The organism is Marinobacter sp. SS8-8, from assembly GCF_030540945.1.
GTDB lineage: Bacteria > Pseudomonadota > Gammaproteobacteria > Pseudomonadales > Oleiphilaceae > Marinobacter.
Window position 1 is genome coordinate 60,720 of sequence record NZ_JASSVN010000001.1, and the last position, 16,864, is coordinate 77,583.

Annotated in this window: 11 protein-coding genes; 4 read left to right on the top strand and 7 right to left on the bottom strand. The window is 56.9% G+C overall.

What is annotated here, in order from left to right; all coding sequences use genetic code 11:
* Positions 1-10 precede the first annotated feature (10 nt).
* Positions 11-814, bottom strand: coding sequence for a mannosyl-3-phosphoglycerate phosphatase (locus QPL96_RS00260; protein ID WP_303284818.1), 804 nt, complete (start codon positions 812-814; stop codon positions 11-13).
* Between the two features lie 12 nt (positions 815-826).
* Complete coding sequence (locus tag QPL96_RS00265; RefSeq protein ID WP_303284819.1) at positions 827-1,765, bottom strand: hypothetical protein; 939 nt, start codon at positions 1,763-1,765, stop codon at positions 827-829.
* 77 nt (positions 1,766-1,842) lie between these two features.
* On the opposite strand from QPL96_RS00265, the gene QPL96_RS00270 reads away from it, so the two are divergent.
* On the top strand, positions 1,843-3,297 hold the full coding sequence (locus QPL96_RS00270; protein WP_303284820.1) for a YdiU family protein: 1,455 nt from the start codon (positions 1,843-1,845) through the stop codon (positions 3,295-3,297).
* A gap of 87 nt (positions 3,298-3,384) precedes the next feature.
* Here the strand turns inward: QPL96_RS00270 and QPL96_RS00275 are convergent, their stop codons facing one another.
* A complete protein-coding gene (locus QPL96_RS00275) occupies positions 3,385-4,899 on the bottom strand; it encodes a fumarate hydratase (protein WP_303284821.1) in 1,515 nt (504 codons plus the stop codon).
* Between the two features lie 413 nt (positions 4,900-5,312).
* Between QPL96_RS00275 and QPL96_RS00280 the strand changes: the two genes are divergently transcribed.
* Complete coding sequence (locus tag QPL96_RS00280; RefSeq protein ID WP_303284822.1) at positions 5,313-8,162, top strand: MECDP-synthase; 2,850 nt, start codon at positions 5,313-5,315, stop codon at positions 8,160-8,162.
* A gap of 326 nt (positions 8,163-8,488) precedes the next feature.
* Here the strand turns inward: QPL96_RS00280 and QPL96_RS00285 are convergent, their stop codons facing one another.
* A complete protein-coding gene (locus QPL96_RS00285) occupies positions 8,489-11,191 on the bottom strand; it encodes a penicillin acylase family protein (RefSeq protein ID WP_303284824.1) in 2,703 nt (900 codons plus the stop codon).
* Positions 11,192-11,285: 94 nt separating this feature from the next.
* Positions 11,286-12,407: a CaiB/BaiF CoA-transferase family protein gene (locus QPL96_RS00290; protein WP_303284825.1), complete on the bottom strand. Its 1,122-nt coding sequence runs from the start codon at positions 12,405-12,407 to the stop codon at positions 11,286-11,288.
* Between the two features lie 197 nt (positions 12,408-12,604).
* Between QPL96_RS00290 and QPL96_RS00295 the strand changes: the two genes are divergently transcribed.
* A complete protein-coding gene (locus tag QPL96_RS00295) occupies positions 12,605-13,624 on the top strand; it encodes an AraC family transcriptional regulator (RefSeq protein ID WP_303284827.1) in 1,020 nt (339 codons plus the stop codon).
* Between the two features lies 1 nt (position 13,625).
* Here QPL96_RS00295 and QPL96_RS00300 read toward each other — a convergent pair whose 3' ends face one another.
* Both QPL96_RS00300 and rmuC read right to left on the bottom strand, forming a co-directional pair.
* Positions 13,626-14,480, bottom strand: a complete 855-nt coding sequence (locus tag QPL96_RS00300) for a hypothetical protein (RefSeq protein WP_303284830.1) — start codon at positions 14,478-14,480, stop codon at positions 13,626-13,628.
* 5 nt (positions 14,481-14,485) lie between these two features.
* Complete coding sequence (rmuC, locus tag QPL96_RS00305) at positions 14,486-15,847, bottom strand: DNA recombination protein RmuC (protein WP_303285222.1); 1,362 nt, start codon at positions 15,845-15,847, stop codon at positions 14,486-14,488.
* Positions 15,848-16,425: 578 nt separating this feature from the next.
* Between rmuC and QPL96_RS00310 the strand changes: the two genes are divergently transcribed.
* The gene (locus tag QPL96_RS00310) at positions 16,426-16,815 is read left to right on the top strand and encodes a hypothetical protein (RefSeq protein ID WP_303284831.1); all 390 of its coding nucleotides are present in this window, start codon (positions 16,426-16,428) and stop codon (positions 16,813-16,815) included.
* Positions 16,816-16,864: the final 49 nt, after the last annotated feature.

Genomic DNA, 16,864 nt, shown 5'->3' on the forward strand with positions numbered 1-16,864 from the left:
CTCAAACAGGTCAGTACCCGTACTCAAACAGGAGATTGAGCACACACTCATTCCAGCCTTCGGGGCCGGGCTTGAGGGAGCGCATGGCGTGCTTTGCCGAAGGTAACTGCACCTCTTCGCTCTTTACGCCCCGGATCACCACCGGTATGTCCGCAGATTCGAGCATTCGCTGATCGTTGGGGCTGTCGCCGAGGGCGATGGCCACCAGCTGCTGCTCGCCGTAACACTCCCGGTATTTGCCCAGCAAGAAACGGGCCCCATCGGCTTTATCGAAAATACCCATGGCGTGGAGAAAGCGCCCACCCGGCACCAGCCGGAGATTTTCCGCCGCCAGGGCCGCTTCGAATTCCGCCAGCCCCTCGTCTGTGCCCTGCCAGATTAATGGCTCGGTACCCAGGCGCTGTTTCGCCCGCTCTGCCGCGGCCGGATCGAGACCCGTTTCACCGGCCAGCTCTTCGGCAGACATGTCATCGAAGCCCCGAAACTGCGCACCCGCTGTCCGTTGGGCTCCAAGAACTTCGAGCACCCGGTCCCGGGTTGCACCAAAATTCACCACTTTCTCAACGGTATTGCCGAAGGTGTGAGGGGGAATAATGACCGCTGCACCGTTTTCGACAATAAAGGGGTCGGTATTTCCGAGCTCCTCCCGCAACGCCCGTATTTCCGGAAGGGTTTTGCTGGAATTGAGCACCAGCGGAATCCCCGCCGCCCGGAGCTTTGCCAGCGCGGGGCCAGCCGGCTGCCAGCGATAATCGTCGTGATCAAGCAGGGTACCGTCCAGGTCGGAAAAAATAAGCAAACGGGGTCTGGCCATGGTGGGTCTCCGTTAATCTGCGCGGAACTGCGGAAGGCCAAGGGAGTGATCCTCGGCCACATTGATCAGAACATCAGCCCGGCCCGGCATTTCAGCAAGGCAGGCCCGGGTAACCCGTTCGTAATGCATGACGAATCGGGCGACTTCGTCGTCATTCATAATGCGCAAGCCTTGTGCGCAAGTGCCAGGCTCGCCCCCTTCTGGTGCGCCATGGGTTTTCCGGGCCAACTTCTGCTCCTGGAGACAGCGCCATTCCAGAACACACTCCATAGACGGGGCTTTCAGCATCACCAGGCAATCGATCTGGCCGAAAAACTCACGGTACCCGCCTTTCAGCTGCTCATTGACATAGGTCCGCCAGGTTCCCTTCGGGTCCTCCTCCGCCTCCAGTCGATTGATCGGAGACCTTAGTGCTCCCTCATCCTCGGGCCGGGCATCCAGACACCAGCCTTCAATCAGGATTATCTCCGCCCGGCCCGGGAAGGCGGGCCAGTCACCGGTTGGAACCCGATCATCCCTGGATTTGTCGAAGGAAGGAATCCGGGTAGTGTCACAAGGCCCCGCAGAGCGAAGCTGGCCCAACACTCTTTGGCCGAGTACAACATCGTGGGTGCCCGGCACCCCGCGGGTTTTGAACAGAGGATGAACCCGTTCGGCAAGGTCCTGGCGCTCAGCTCTGGTAAGGTAGATGTCATCAAGGGAAAAGCTGGCGGTGGGGCGGTTCCGGTACAGGGACAGAATCTCCCGCAGAAACAGGGTCAGCGTAGACTTGCCGGTGCCCTGGGCTCCGTGAATGCCCGCCACTACCGGGCGTTTTTCCGTATCATGGAGCGCCAGGATATGGTCCGCCAGTGGCAAAATGGTCTGTTCCACGGTCTGGGCGTAGGTCTCGGGCAGGCCCTCCTGGTGAATCAGGGCGTTGATGGTTTGTTCGAGCAATCGGTCAGACACGTTGGTTTTCCCGGTTTTGACAGATGGTTTAAGAAACAGGGCAGCAGAATTCATACCAATGGAAGTATAGGCATTTTATGAGTGGCAACGGTTTTCGTGTGGAACATCGCTACCTGGAACTCCCGGACAGCTTTTATACAAGAGTTCAACCCTCACCCCTGAGCGGCGCAAAGATGGTGTGCTTCAACCACACGCTGGCTGGGCAGATGGGCTTCCATGCCACGTCCGAATCCGACTGGACCGGCGTGGGCGCAGGTACAGAGTTGCTTGAGGGCATGGACCCGGTGGCAATGAAATACACCGGCCACCAGTTCGGCGTTTACAACCCTGAGCTGGGCGACGGCCGGGGCCTCCTGCTATGGGAAACCGTGGGGCCGGACGGTCGCCGCTGGGACTGGCACCTGAAAGGCGCAGGCATGACCCCCTATTCCCGATTCGGCGACGGCCGGGCCGTTCTGCGCTCCACCATCCGCGAATACCTCTGCAGTGAGGCCATGCATGGCCTGGGCATCCCCACCACCCGAGCTCTTTTTATGGTAAGCGCCAGAGACCCGGTTCGCCGGGAATCCATCGAGACCGCCGCAGCGCTGGTTCGGGTGGCCCAGAGCCATATCCGCTTCGGCCATTTCGAGTTCGCGGCCCATCATGAAGGACCGGAAACGGTCAAAACCCTGCTCGAACACGTCATCTCGCTGTACTTTCCCCATTTGATCAGCCTGCCGAATGACGAACGCCACACCCGCTGGTTCGGGGAGGTGGTGGAGCGCACCGCCCGGATGATTGCAGACTGGCAGGCTGTTGGCTTCTGTCATGGCGTGATGAACAGCGATAATATGTCGATCATCGGCGACACTTTCGATTACGGCCCCTATGCGTTCCTCGACGATTTCGATGCTGGCTACATTTCCAACCACACCGACCAGGCCGGGCGATACGCCTACAACCGCCAGCCCCAGGTGGGCTTTGATAATTGCCAGTACCTGGCAAGGGCTCTGTTGCCCGTTATGGATGAGGATGACGTTCGCCGTGGGCTACGGCGCTACGAAACCGCCTACAACGAACGGTTCCTGCAGAACATGCGCGACAAACTGGGCCTGGCAATCGAAGATGAGGGAGACCTGAGCCTGATCATGGACACCTTCAGCATGCTGCATGAGCATCACGTGGATTACACCGCGTTCTTCCGGGCGCTATCCAACCTATATGCTAAAGGCCACGCACCAGTCAGGGATCTGTTCATGGATCGCAGCGTAGCGGACCAGTGGCTGGAGCGCTATGAAGAGCGACTCAAGAGCGAGACCCGCGCCCACGATGAACGAGAGTACGCCATGCGCGGGGTGAATCCAAAGTATGTGCTGAGAAACTATCTGGCCCAGCAGATTATCCTGGAAGCACAGAACGGGGATTATGAACCAATGAAGGCGCTGCTCAAGGTTCTGGAGCGCCCCTTCGATGAGCAGCCGGAAAACGAGGCTTACGCTGCCTTGCCGCCAGACTGGGGCAAGCATCTGAATATCAGCTGTTCCAGCTGACCGAGGATAAAGACGGGGTCAGATGAAAATGGGGTCAGATGAAAAGTTCATCTGACCCCATTTTCATCTGACCCCATTTTCAGTTTTTCAGACTGCCTTGGCTGCGATAATCTTCTCGTGCCATTCAGCCGGGCCGGTCTGGTGCACCGAAGAACCACGTGAGTCTACCGCTACCGTGACAGGCATATCTTCTACTTCAAACTCGTAAATCGCTTCCATACCCAGTTCCGGGAAGGCAACCACTTCGGCGTGCTTGATCGCCTTCGACACCAGGTAGGCGGAACCGCCCACGGCCATCAGGTAAACCGCACCGAATTCCTTGATGGCGTCGATGGCTACCTGGCCGCGCTCGGCCTTACCGATCATGCCGGTCAGGCCGGTTTTCTCGAGCATGGTGTGGGTGAACTTGTCCATACGGGTTGCAGTGGTCGGGCCGGCGGGACCAACGACTTCTTCGCGCACCGGATCAACCGGGCCCACGTAGTAGATGAAACGGCCCTTCAGATCCACCGGCAGCTCCTCGCCTTTTGCGATCATGTCCACCATCTTCTTGTGGGCAGCGTCGCGGCCGGTCAGCATCTTGCCGGACAGCAGAACGGTTTCACCCGGCTGCCAGTCCTTCACATCTTCCGGTGTTACGGTATCCAGATTCACGCGGCGAACGTTTTCACCCACTTCCCAGGTGATTTCCGGCCAGTCGTCCAGGCTCGGGGGGGTCTGCAGGGAGGGGCCGGTACCATCCAGGGTAAAGTGAGCATGGCGGGTCGCCGCACAGTTCGGAATGATAGCCACGGGCTTGTTGGCAGCGTGGGTCGGGTAGTCCTTCACCTTCACATCCAGAACCGTGGTCAGACCGCCGAGGCCCTGGGCACCAATGCCCAACTCATTGACCTTATCGAACAGCTCCAGGCGCAGCTCTTCTGCACGGCTGGACGCGCCGCGCTCTTGCAGATCGTGAATATCGATCGGGTCCAGCAAAGATTCTTTTGCCATTTCCATGGCTTTCTCCGCGGTGCCACCGATACCAATACCCAGCATGCCCGGCGGGCACCAGCCAGCGCCCATTTGCGGCACCATCTTGAGCACCCAGTCCACGACGGAATCCGACGGATTCAGCATGGCGAACTTGGATTTCGCCTCGGAACCGCCGCCTTTAGCGGCAACATGTACCTCAACCTTATCGCCCGGCACCATCTTATAGTGGATGATGGCCGGCGTGTTATCACCGGTGTTCTGGCGCTTGCCATCCGGATCCGCCAGGATCGAAGCCCGCAGCACATTATCCGGATGCGTGTACGCCCGGCGCACGCCTTCGTTGATCACCTCATCCAGCGGCAGTTCGCAATCCCACTGCACGTTCATTCCGATGTTCACGAATACGGTGACAATACCGGTGTCCTGGCACAGCGGCCGGTGACCCTGGGCACACATACGTGAATTGATCAGGATCTGGGCCATGGCATCCCTGGCCGCCTGGGATTCTTCCTTCTGGTAGGCCTCATAGACGCCCTGGATAAAATCTTTCGGGTGGTAGTAGGAAATGAACTGCAGCGCGTCCGCTACGCTTTCAATCAGGTCGTCCTGGCGGATTACGGTGGTCATAGGCGCCTCATCAGCTTGATATCGTTATGTTGTGTCATCGGAAATCGGGAGGCGAGAGTTTACCAGAAAATCGGTTTGACGAGTGATTCGACAGATGGCGAAGCCATTCGTGGAAAAACCACAAAGCTACCGGTACCAAAGCTCGACAAACCGTTAACCGGCAACTATTTTTCACAAAGGCCGAACTCCAGCCGCGCGGGGAGGATTCAAACCACCAGAATCACACTTTTGGCTGATCAACACTTGCCATACTGTCGCTATAGTCATAGATACAGAAATTGGCTTACAGCGCTGGCTACAATTTCAGAACAACCGTTTAAGCAGAACAGGCCACTGACAACGGGCTTACCGGATCAGACCGGCCCCGTCAGCTGCCGAACATAACGACACAACAACAGGAAAAGGTTCCACCCATGTTCAAGAAAACTCTAATAAGTCTTGCCGTGGCGTCTTCCCTTGGACTTACAGGCTGCTTTGAGAGCGGCGAGACAGGGGCGAATGCTAATCCGGATTACCGAATTCAAGACACGACGATTGATAGATCAATCGTGCGCCCGATTTATGATCCGAACCCGATCGCGGCCGAGCCAAAATTCCCGATCAACGCGGACCTTATCCTGTTGCTGGGCGCCACCCAAAGCGCCAACTATGATTTCACAGGACTCTCTACTGGTACTTCACCTGCTGATGCCGCGGTCAATGACCTCTCTGGCTTCTCCACTTCGGGTGCTTTCACTCTGAAGTTTGACGGGGAGCTTAATCCGGCAACCGTGATGGCGAACGCGACGGTGTTTGTGCTTCCGCTCAACGTCGGGCCTGCTGTCGCATCTGCACCGGAAGCTCTGCCAAACACCAATCCCTCCAGTATTGTTGCAAGCAACCCTTTTGGCCAGGGACTCGGACTTGAACAGCCGAATTTCCGGGCTGATGTTGTGAGCGTTGATGGTGGCGTAAATAATGCCGTTCGTGTCGTACCCCTTGAACCACTGACGGAAGGTCAGAAATACCTTGTCGTTGTCACTGACGATGTTCAGGGCGCAAACGGCAAGCCCATTGAGCGCTCAGTTCAGGATGTAGCGCTCGCGGATGGCGTACTGGGCAACCCTGCACTTGGCAACGTGAAAACCATTTTGCAAACTGCTGACCAGCTGGCGAATGGATTCCTTGCTCAGATGCAGACAGGCTCTGAGTCAGCTCTGGCTTACACGTTCACGACTAACTCTGATACCGACGTTCTTCGGGCTATGATGGCGCCGGTGGCTTTCGGACCTGCTCTTGGTCAGAAAGTTGGCTTTACAGCTGCTTTGAAGGCAGTTCGTGACAACTATCCGACTCAAAACTTTTCTCAGTTGACTACAACACTGGGTGAACTCCAGGTCCTGGCGGCGGGCCTCCAGGGTGGATCGGTTGACCCGAGCAGTCTGACAGCACAGCAGCTGAATGCGATTGCCGCTCTTGGCGCGTCGCAACAGGTTGCAAACCCAACTGCTATCGGCAATGCTATTGGACAGGAAGTCGGAGATACGCTTCATTTGCCGGTCCCGCGTCCGTCCTTCTTCTTTCCCAAGTCGGAAGCAGCCAACCTGGCTACAATCCAGGGACTTGATGCTTCCAACAGCATCGCACAGGCGGCGACTCAGGTGCAGGTACATCAAGGGGCCATCACCTTGCCCTACTTCCAGAGCCTGCCCGGTGAAACTGGCGCCGGCATCGTGACCGGCATCTGGGGCGGCAGCACCAGCCTGGAAGCAGACCTGAACGAAAGCCTGAGACCGGGTGACCCCATATTCAGCTTCCTCCGGGATATCGACGGTACTCTGAACGTGAACGGTTATTTCCCGTTCCCGCAGAAAAACGCGGACATTACCGTTCCGGTTGTCATATTTAATCCGTCAACCGATTCCCGGCCCCAAACCTGCGTCGATGCTACCAAGCCTAACGGCGTAACCATCTTTCAGCACGGCATTACGGTAGATCGCAGTGTAGCGATGCTCCCTGCAATACTTCTTGCGCAAAGTTCCTGCCAGGCGGTGGTCGCAATTGATCAGCCTCTCCATGGCCTAGCTGGCGCAGCACCGGGGACAGTACCTGGACTTACTGAACTGGACGAGACCACTCTGACAGCGGCAGTGAACCAGCTGCTACAGGCGCCAGGAGTTGCTGGCAGCCCGTTGGAGGCCCAACTCAATGCGCTCATCAACGCCGACTACATTGGTGAACGCCACTTCGGTTACACCGCCAACGAGTCGCTGCAGCCGGTGCCTGCCGATCTGGCCGACATCTCCTCCGGCAGCCTGTTCATCAACCCGCTCAACATGATGAACAGCCGAGACAACCTTCGCCAAGGCGTTGTTGATCTGCTGAACGTCGCAGCGTCAATCCAGACCATGGACATCGACGGGAATCCCGGCACCCAGGGAGACCTGGCTGGAGTTCCGGTTAACTTCATTGGTCACTCCCTCGGTGGCATTTCCGGAACTGTCTTTGCCTCTCTGGCAAACGACGCGACGTTGAATATCACTCTCAACGGCACTTATGCGCAGGCCGGACTTCCTCTTTCGAACTTTACATTCCCGACGCTGAACTCGGTTGTTCTGCACAACACCAGCGGTCAGGTTACTCGCCTGATCGAGAACTCGCCGGCATTCTCCGGTCAAGTGCTTGGCGGGTTGGCTAACGCCGGTGTGACGCAGGGAGCCTCTGACTTCGAGAGCTTCTTCTACGTCTTCCAATCTATCTCTGACGCTGGCGATCCAGTGAACTTTGCCAAAGGACTTGGCGCTTCTACGACCAACCTCTTGGTCACAGAAGTTGTTGGCGACACCACGGTTCCCAACGAAGCCAACGTCAATCCGTTGAGCCCTGCTTTCTCGGCACCGCTGACTGGCACCGAGCCCCTGATGGCACTGCTTGACCTTGGTGCAGGTGGCACCATGTTGTCCGACGGTTCGGAAGGCCTGGGCATCATTGACACCGATACGCCGACAGGTGGCGCAATGCCGGTTGCCAGCTTCTTCGACGGTACAAATCCTTGCTCTGACGCAAACCATGGCACCTTCGTTGCCCCTATCGCTCCTGCATCCGCTTGCCCCGGTGGAGCATCCGACACGAGCATTGCCTTCAGCGCAATGATCACTCAAACTGCGCAAGCCTTGAGTGGCCAGCCTGTTCCAGGCTCCTCAGTACCGGCAATCGGCGCCTCTTTGGGTAGCAGCACCACCATTGAGAGTGCACTTGATCAGGATGAACAGCAGGCTCCATAAACGGGTCGCTGACATCTCCAAGCCCTGGCTAAGCCAGGGCTTTTTTTTTGCACAACTTTCCCATCTGAAATGTGGACGCATTGCCACGAGGTTGCACGTTCACCGATCCACCAAGGCAAGATCCTCCCCACCAGCACCCCGACAGCAAGGGCGGACTGGCGAACACTCACGGTGCTGGTAGACCTATCGCCACATGAGCCACCCAAAGGCTCCTTTTTTAAACTGATGTCCCCAGATGCATAGCCCGCGCCCCCTTCGAGATATTCAGCACCCACAAAAAAGCGCCGCGCCCTCAATGAGGGGCACGGCGCTTCTTTGGTTCCAGCTTATTGGGTTGAAATTACGGTTTCACCTTGCGGCACCAGATTCGCCTGAATGTCTGCTTCAGTGAAGAAAAGCTGACGGTAGTCCTTGTCGGAATACTGCTGGCTCTGATCGCTGAAATAAGGCGACATGGCGTCTGTGGACTGAGAATAACTCACCAGGCCATAGGCCTGCGGACCATTGTCCGTAAACTCCAGCCCGAAGTGCCAGCTGGTACCCCTAGCCATTAGCCAACCGTCAATGCCGTCAGAGCCATCGGATAAGCCTGCGGTGTTCGCAATAGTAGACGGTGCGATTCGCGGGAATCGGGTGTCCTCTAGGAACGGATCCGTCACAACACCGATCGCGTTGAAGGCCCCATCAATGTTGCCATCACCGCCGTGCCAGGGAATTGGCTGCGTCTGGAATACAGGCGTTCCACCGGAGCCAGGCGCTATACCACCGGAAGCACGGTAATACTGCAGAGCGCCCAAAGCATCAGTCGGCTGAATTCCTTGAGATTGCAAAGCGGACACACCATTGGCAAGTGCGAGAAGCATGGTATCGGTCTCTGTTCCGGCGTTCTCTTCGGATGGATCAGCCGGTGTGCCTACGGGATCAGCCGGGCTGAAAGGCGTCGTCAGATCTGAGTCCAGATCGTTGCGATAATTAGCCATGAATACGCGGAAGATATGGGCACCGACGCTATCCCGGTTATAGAGACCATCCCAGTTGCTCAAAGTCTGGCACCAGGTTGAGAGATCAATGCTGTTCACAGGGGTGCTACCGATCACAGTGCAGCGCTGTAGAAGCTCCGGCAGGAACTGCTCTGCATACCAGGCGCGATTGTTCCAGATCACACCGATGAGCTCCTCAGCATTGAATTTGCCGTCCTGCCCCGCTGGCAGCGGCGCATCTGGGAAACCCGGATCCATAATATTCTGCAGCATTTTGATACCCAGGCGGGTACGGGGATTGATGGGCGCCTTTTCCTCGCCGAATAAAGGTGAGAACCCAGTCAGGAACTCATCAGGATTGGTTGACCAGTAGCTGCTATTGGAGTTCTGCACCCAATCCGATCTAACCAGTTTTGGCTTCTGGTCATAAGGCACCAAAGGACCACAGGCGGTCTCCACCCAGTCCTCCTGGGAGAGTCTGCCATCGAGCAAGGTAACGCCCTGGTCAAAGAGACCAGCATATGCCGCGCTGCCTGCCCGCCTGAAATTCACGAGCGCAATGGCTTTCTCGGAGAGGTTCGGGACCGAACTGCTGTCGATGTAGAAAGCGTTACCCTGGTCATCCGCATAGGTGGTGTTGGTCCATAGGGTTGAGCCGCAGTTCTGGAAGACAGCCTGGAATTCCTCGAGATTACTGGCCCGGCTCATGCTCAACCAGGTATCCAAAAGACCGCCCGTGTTGGCATTGGCGTCGCGATAGGTGTGCGCGACCAGTGAAGAACTGTTCAGAGCCCCATTTTGTCCCCATGCTGGCAGCTGATTGCTTACGGCGTTGGCCGCAATCATGGGACCGTATTCAGAGAAGTAAAAAGTTCTTTCAAGCGTTACCGTCTGAGGCCCCATGTTGACCTCAATCTGGTAAGTCTCTGTGGTAATTGGCTTTTCAACCCCGTCTTTCACGTAGGTCAGGTTATCTCCATCCTTCAAAACCAGCTCATACCAAGTAAAGCGACGACTGGTCGTAACTGTGTGAGACCAGGCAAGATTCTCATTGAAATTGATCAAAGGAATCGCGGTCCCGAGCAGCCCAGCGCCGTGGACGTTAAGGTATCCCGGAACGGTCATCTGAACTTCATACAGCCGACGATGCCCTGTGTAAGGAAAGTGTGGGTTTGCCAAGAGTGCGCCACGGCCCTGCTCGGTCAACTCACTACCAATACCCCACGCGTTACTGGCGAGACCCATATCCGCGAAATTGGTCTGTGATTTTGCGCCAGCCTCTGCAGTTGCCACAACGTTCTTGAGAAGCTGATTGACCTCGTCAACATTGGTCACCGAACTTACCGGTGTCGGTGCCGGACTCTCCCCAGGAGGAACTGCGAGGAAAACCGCCCCTGTGGCGAACAGCGCACCGCTAGCGTACTGACCAACAATGCGATAATGAGCCAGCAGATCAACCGGCGTTATCGGTTTAACCCAGTCCTGATTTGCACATTCTGCAGGGAACTGAGAGACATCAGTTTCATTTACGTAGCGGTTATAACCCTCTGTAAAGCCTTCAATCAGCGCACGGCTCTCCGGGCTCAGATTGGGGAACTCGGCCTCAGCGCCAGCGTATATTTGTTGAGCCTTGTAACTAAAGTCATTAATGATGTTTAGCCCAACGCTGGCTCCAGGCGCAAACTGAACGTCCGGCCCCGGCCCAAAATACTTCGCTCTCTCGCTTCGGGCCTTTACAACCGCCTCAGCCAGCATACAAACGTTGTCCTGCGCTTGCGCATAGCCATGTCCGAAAGCCGCGGATTTCAGGTCGTCAGCGACGATGTGAGGAACGCCGCCCGTAGTTCGACGAATGGTCGCCTCTAGCTGACCACCCGACGGAAAAAGATTGGGATCCACCTTAGCCTGTGAGGGGCCAGACGAATCGTTGTCACTATCAAAACAGCCCGCCAGCAAGGTGCTGCCAAGCAGCGCCACCGTGAGACTTAGGGCATATCTGCCACTCGGGGTTTTCCTGAGGTTCATAGTGTCTTCCTTATATTTGTTCACTACGGTTTCACCGTCACCGGTGACATTTATAAAACTAGCAGAGCTCTCCTTATTCAAGCAGATAAAACTGAACACTAATTCACGCTATTTTCTTCTAAAGAAACTCATCGTTATCAGCCCCAAGCATTTTCCCAATCCGGGACGTTGTAGAAGGCGTTTTCTCAAACTTGATGGGAAACCCGATCTGCCTCTGTTGGGTGCCGTCACCCCGGTCCACACCAATCACCATCTCCCTGGCCTTAAGCTGCGGATGCTCAGCGGCCTCGGAGATTGTCAGAACCGGCTCCACGCAGGCATCCTGACCGGCAAAAACCTCCTGCCACTCGGCCAGGGTTTTTGAGGCAATCCTTTCTTTCAGGGCGGCTTTGAGCCGTTGCCGATGTTCGGGTTTCTGGCTCAGGGCATCGCTTTTCATGTCCGGGATCCCCAGGGTGTCGCACAGGCGTGCGGAGAACTGGGGTTCCAGGCTGCCGACCGATAGCCAGCGGCCGTCACTGGTTTGGTAATAATCGTAGAAGGAGCCACCATTGAGCAGTGAGCTCTCCGGTTTCTGCTCTTGTCCACCCGCCAGGCAGGCGGCGCCGGACATGGCATTCAGGGCAAAGGCGGCATCGGTCATGCTGACATCAACGAACTGCCCCTCTCCGGTTTGCTGCCGATGTATCACCGCCGCCAGAATGCCCATCACCGCGTGGTGAGAGCCGCCGGCAACATCGGCAATCTGTATTCCCATTGGGGGCGGACCGCTGTCTGCTCGGCCACAGTGGCTGCTGACACCGGCCAGGGAAAGATAATTGATGTCATGGCCCGCGCGGTCCTTGTACGGGCCGGTCTGGCCATAGCCGGTGATAGAGCAGTAAATGAGGCTCGGGTTGACGGCTTTGAGCGCTTCGTAACCGATGCCAAGGCGGTCCATCACCCCTGGCCGGAATTGCTCGATAACGATGTCATAGTCTTTTACCAGCGCCAACACCTTGTCTGCACTGCCCTCTTCCTTCAGGTTAAGCGCCAGTGAGTTCTTGCCACGGTTCAAAAAGCCGTGGGCGGTGCTCACGCCAGCATCATGGGGAGGCATTACCCGGATCAGGTCCACCCTGTCCGGCGCCTCGACACGCAACACATCCGCGCCCATATCCGCCAGCAACATGGTGGCATAGGGGCCAGGCAATAAAGTGCTGAAGTCGAGGACTTTGAGTGAGGTCAGTGGACCGGCCATGATGATCTCCTTTTGTTGTGAGAGTGGTTTCTCCACCCGTTGTTATCCCCATCATGCTGCCCGGTTTTGCCGGTGAGGCCAACTACTGCTTCGGTCATTCCAATTGGCGGTTTCTTCCATCCGGTTGATCCGGCTTCGGTTGCATTGTTCCACGGGGGTTTTATGATGGGTCTCGTTTTCATGGAATGGCGAGCGTGATGTCCGATCTGACGGTTTCAAGGCACTTTGTTCAGGCCGCCCTGGTGGGAGCCGAAACGCTTGGTTTTGATACCCGTGAAATGCTCCGGGAAGCCGGTATCTCACCGGATCTGCTGCGCATTGAGATGGCCAGGGTAAGCAGCGATCAGTTCAGCCATCTGATGCAGGTGCTCTGGAACCGGATGGGCGACGAATTCATGGGGCTTGGCCCAAGGCGTGCCCGAACAGGCACCTTTGCCACCATGTGCGCACTGGTAATTGATTGCCTCAACCTGAAATCGGTGTACCGGCAAGCCTTCCGGTTTTCCCGTCTGTTTGAGCCCATGGTAGCGATGGAACTGGAAATCGGTGAGGACAATGCGCAGTTGGTTACCCGGATGGAGGGCGAAATCCACGATCCCAGTTTTTTTCTGCGGGAGAGCATCCTGGTGATCTGGCATCGGCTCGGCAGCTGGCTGATCGGGCAACCGATTGAGCTGGAGAAGGCCGAGTTTGATTATCCGCGGCCGGCGCATGGGGACGAGTACCGGCACATTTTCCACTGCCCCCTGGCGTTCGACTCCGACAAGACCGCCCTCACCTTTGACAAGCGCTTCCTGTCCGCTCCGGTGATCCGGGACAAGCCGGAGATGCAGCAGTTCCTGAAAACCTCTCCGGCGGATCTGTTGTCCCGGCCGGATGAGAGCAACACCTTTACCGGACGAATCCGGGCGCTTATTGGCCGGGATTTCGCAAAACCGCTGCCGGACTTTGAGTGGATCGCCGCAGAGCTGCACACCAGCCCGCAGACGCTCCGGCGCCGGCTGAAGCAGGAAAATACCTCGTTCCAGGAGATCAAGGATCTGTTGCGCCGGGACATGGCGATTTACTACCTGAGCCGGCAGGAGCCGCCCATTAACGACATCGCCGCCAAGGTCGGATTCACCGAGCCCTCAACCTTCCACCGGGCCTTCAAGAAGTGGACCGGGGTAACGCCGGGCGCCTACCGGGAGGGTGAGCGCGGTAACCTGTCGGGCTGAATCAGGAATCCGATGGTGCCTGAACGGTACGGATAAGGTGCCCCAGAGTGTCTGCAATCTCCTGAGCCTGATCCCGGTTCAAGGCAAGCTGGAACAGCCGGGAACCATCCCTGGGGTCGTATACCCAGCAGGTTGAGGTCGCTGGTTCACAGCGCCATTCCACTCTCGGATTTATGCCAAAAACCGACATCGGCTCGGTGCTTCGCCTGACCCGCCCGTCGTCACCACGCCTGATTTCCTGAATCTGGATTTCGCTACCCTGGCTGCTCAGGCGATATTCCACCTCAGCCGGCCGGTCAAGCCTGACCACCGTCTGATCACGCCGCCAGCCGGAAAGCTCCAGCAGGCTGTTGATGTGCAGGGTGAGCGCCTCCCGGTCCGAATCCGCAAGGTAGAGCTTTCGCAGGGATGCTACCCGGCTGTCCCCTGCCGGCTCGATTACCGCAACCCTCTCCGGCTCACCGGCGCCCTGAGGTGCAAGGGCACTTTCCTTTCTCGCCTTTTCAATATCGGTAATCAGCTTCAGGGACTCCTGATAATGGGCACCCTTGGCACCGGCGCGGGTCACATAGGTCTCCAGGGCCGACTGGGCCTCGTTGAGATGGAATGACTGCAACATCACCCGGCCACGGAAAAAGTAATAATCGACCGGTTTTTCCCCTTCCAGTTGCTGCAACCGGTTCAGGTACTCGGCGGCCTCACCCCATTTCTCCGCCACCACGGCTTCTTCCGTTGCCAGCATGAGCCTGCGGGTTTCGTGCTCTGGCGCCAGCGCCAGCGCCTGTCCGGCCAGAAGCACAGAGGCAAGGATGGCTCCACACGCCAACCGGCGACCTGTTCCAAACGATACTGCCATGGCATTTACTCCTGCTGGTTGTCTGCACCAATCGTCTGCTCTTCAGTACCAGGCAGATCATTGTCATCAGCGATTTCGGATTCCTCTCCGCCGTCCACTTCGGCCTGGTCCATGATCGCTTTCGGCAATTCCTTTTTAACCCGAACGCCAAGCTCAACAAAGCGATTCGCCTGGGAAATCAGATTACCACGGCCCCGGGTCAGGTTATTCATGGCCGAATCGTAGGTTCCCTGGGCGGTATGCAGTTGGCTGCCCAGCCGCTCCATTGCCTCCACAAACACCCGTAGTTTGTCATACACCGCGCCGGCCCGCTCGGCAATGCGCCTGGCATTCTGGCTCTGGCGCTCGTACCGCCAGATGTTTTCAATGGTTCTCAGTGTTGCCAGTAATGTGGTGGGTGTTACCACAATAATCTTTCGCTCAAAGGCTTCTGCGAAAAGGTTCTCGTCCTGCTGGAATGCTGCCACAAACGCCGGTTCAATGGGCATGAACAGCAGCACGAAATCCGGCGAATGCAGGCCGTGGAGCTGACTGTAGTCTTTTTCACTGAGGGTACGGATGTGATTTCTCACGGCCTCAACATGCTGTTTGAGTGCCTGTTCCTTCACCTCGGAATCCTCATCCTCCGTCACCCACTGTTGATAGGCCACCAGCGAGACCTTGGAATCGATGATCAGGTTCCGGCTGTCCGGCAGGTGAACGATGACATCCGGCCGGTAGAGCTGATTATCACTGTCCCGGTAGCTGCCCTGGGTATCGTATTCAACACCCTTCCTCAAACCGGACTTTTCCAGTACCCGCTCCAGGATCAACTCACCCCAGTTGCCCTGGATTTTTTTGTCGCCTTTGAGGGCCCGGGTAAGGTTGGATGCTTCCTCGGTAATCTGGCGGTTCAGGTCCTGCAGTGATTTGATCTCACTGCGCAGGGCCTGGCGGTCCCGGGTTTCCGTGGTGTAAACATCCTCCACTCGCTTCCGGAAGTCCTGAAGCTGGTCCCGGAACGGATTCAGCAAGGTGTCGAGACTGGTGCGGGTCTGCTGGCTGAACCGTTCGCTTTTTTGCTCGAAAATCTTGTTGGCGAGGTTTTCGAACTCCTGCTTCAAAGCGTCGCGGTTACGCTCCAGCAGTTCAAGTTTCTCGGTGGTTGACCGGCGTTCCTTGTCGAGCGTTACCTCCTGCTCCCGAAGGGCAACACGGGCCTCTCCTAGTTCCCGGGTCAGATTATCTGCCTTGGTGTGCAAGCTCTGGCGCTCACCTTCCAACTGCCCGATTCTCTGCTTTCGCCCTTCCAGGTCCGATTCCAGCGCCGCCACCCGGTTTTCAAGGCCCGTGGCCCGCTGCCGCCAACGCTCCATATCGCGCTCCATGCGTGCATTCTTTTCTCGCTGTTCAGCCACAGCATATTCAAGCTGTTCGGCGCGCTGAGCACCCAGGGCCTGATCGTGTTCGGTCGCATTCAATTGCTTTTCGAGAACAGCTTTGACCGCTTTCAGTTCACCGGCGTCCCGGGCAACCTCCCGCCTTGCGGCTGTGGATTTCGCCAGCAAGCCTGCCAGCACAATTGCTGAAATGAAAAACACAACCATCAACCCGGCCATCAGATCAGTCCGGGACAACATCAATTCCGTGATGGCTTCAGGCACTGCACAGCACTCCCCTTGAAAATCACGGGTCGATCAAACGACCACCGGTGTCGAAACTGCAAGACAGTCTACCTCAGGACAGGAACCTTTTGCCCGAGACGCCGCCACCCGGAATGGCTGCCCAAAAGAGGACCACGACGGTTTAGCAATATTGCGAAGCTCTGGGATCCATCTCTGGACGCCCATCGTAATATCGTCTAAAAGGGTAAAACAGTCTCTGCCTGCGCGGTTATTTCCTTTTATTAATCGCACACCGGAGAGGAACTGGAGACAGGAACCAGATCAGAAACGGACAACCGATCATGCTGAAAGAATGGTGGCGAAAACTGGGGGCGGATTTTCTGCAGGCGGACTGCTCCACGCAAGAGAGCCGCGGGAGTTTTTCTGGCAACGGCCCTTCTGGCAGCGTGGATGAGCCCGGAATCCTGCCCCACATCACTCACACCGGTGAGTTTCACCTCGAACGCCTGACCAGTGTACTAGAATCCCGCTATGGCAAGAGTTTTGGAATGCCCTCAAACCAAAATGACAGCGATGAGGGAATCCGGGAACTGGTCAGCTTTGCCGCGCGGATTCAGGATCAGGACGTGCAACGGGAGCTGCTGCTTTTCTATCTGAATTGTTCGCCGGTCATTCAGGAATATCTCCGGTCGGAGACGGTGCTGGGTGAGGGACATCTGCTGTGGCGGTGAACACCGCTCGCCCTTAACCATCTGTAAATCAACCACACAGTCCGGATGT

What these genes read in the sequence shown, in the direction of transcription:
- QPL96_RS00300 (WP_303284830.1), bottom strand. Translation starts at nt 14,480, where the DNA reads ATGGCAGTATCGTTTGGAACAGGTCGCCGGTTGGCGTGTGGAGCCATC.
- QPL96_RS00280 (WP_303284822.1), top strand. Translation starts at nt 5,313, where the DNA reads ATGTTCAAGAAAACTCTAATAAGTCTTGCCGTGGCGTCTTCCCTTGGA.
- QPL96_RS00270 (WP_303284820.1), top strand. Translation starts at nt 1,843, where the DNA reads ATGAGTGGCAACGGTTTTCGTGTGGAACATCGCTACCTGGAACTCCCG.
- QPL96_RS00290 (WP_303284825.1), bottom strand. Translation starts at nt 12,407, where the DNA reads ATGGCCGGTCCACTGACCTCACTCAAAGTCCTCGACTTCAGCACTTTA.
- QPL96_RS00295 (WP_303284827.1), top strand. Translation starts at nt 12,605, where the DNA reads ATGTCCGATCTGACGGTTTCAAGGCACTTTGTTCAGGCCGCCCTGGTG.
- QPL96_RS00275 (WP_303284821.1), bottom strand. Translation starts at nt 4,899, where the DNA reads ATGACCACCGTAATCCGCCAGGACGACCTGATTGAAAGCGTAGCGGAC.
- rmuC (WP_303285222.1), bottom strand. Translation starts at nt 15,847, where the DNA reads ATGGAGCGCGATATGGAGCGTTGGCGGCAGCGGGCCACGGGCCTTGAA.
- QPL96_RS00310 (WP_303284831.1), top strand. Translation starts at nt 16,426, where the DNA reads ATGCTGAAAGAATGGTGGCGAAAACTGGGGGCGGATTTTCTGCAGGCG.
- QPL96_RS00260 (WP_303284818.1), bottom strand. Translation starts at nt 814, where the DNA reads ATGGCCAGACCCCGTTTGCTTATTTTTTCCGACCTGGACGGTACCCTG.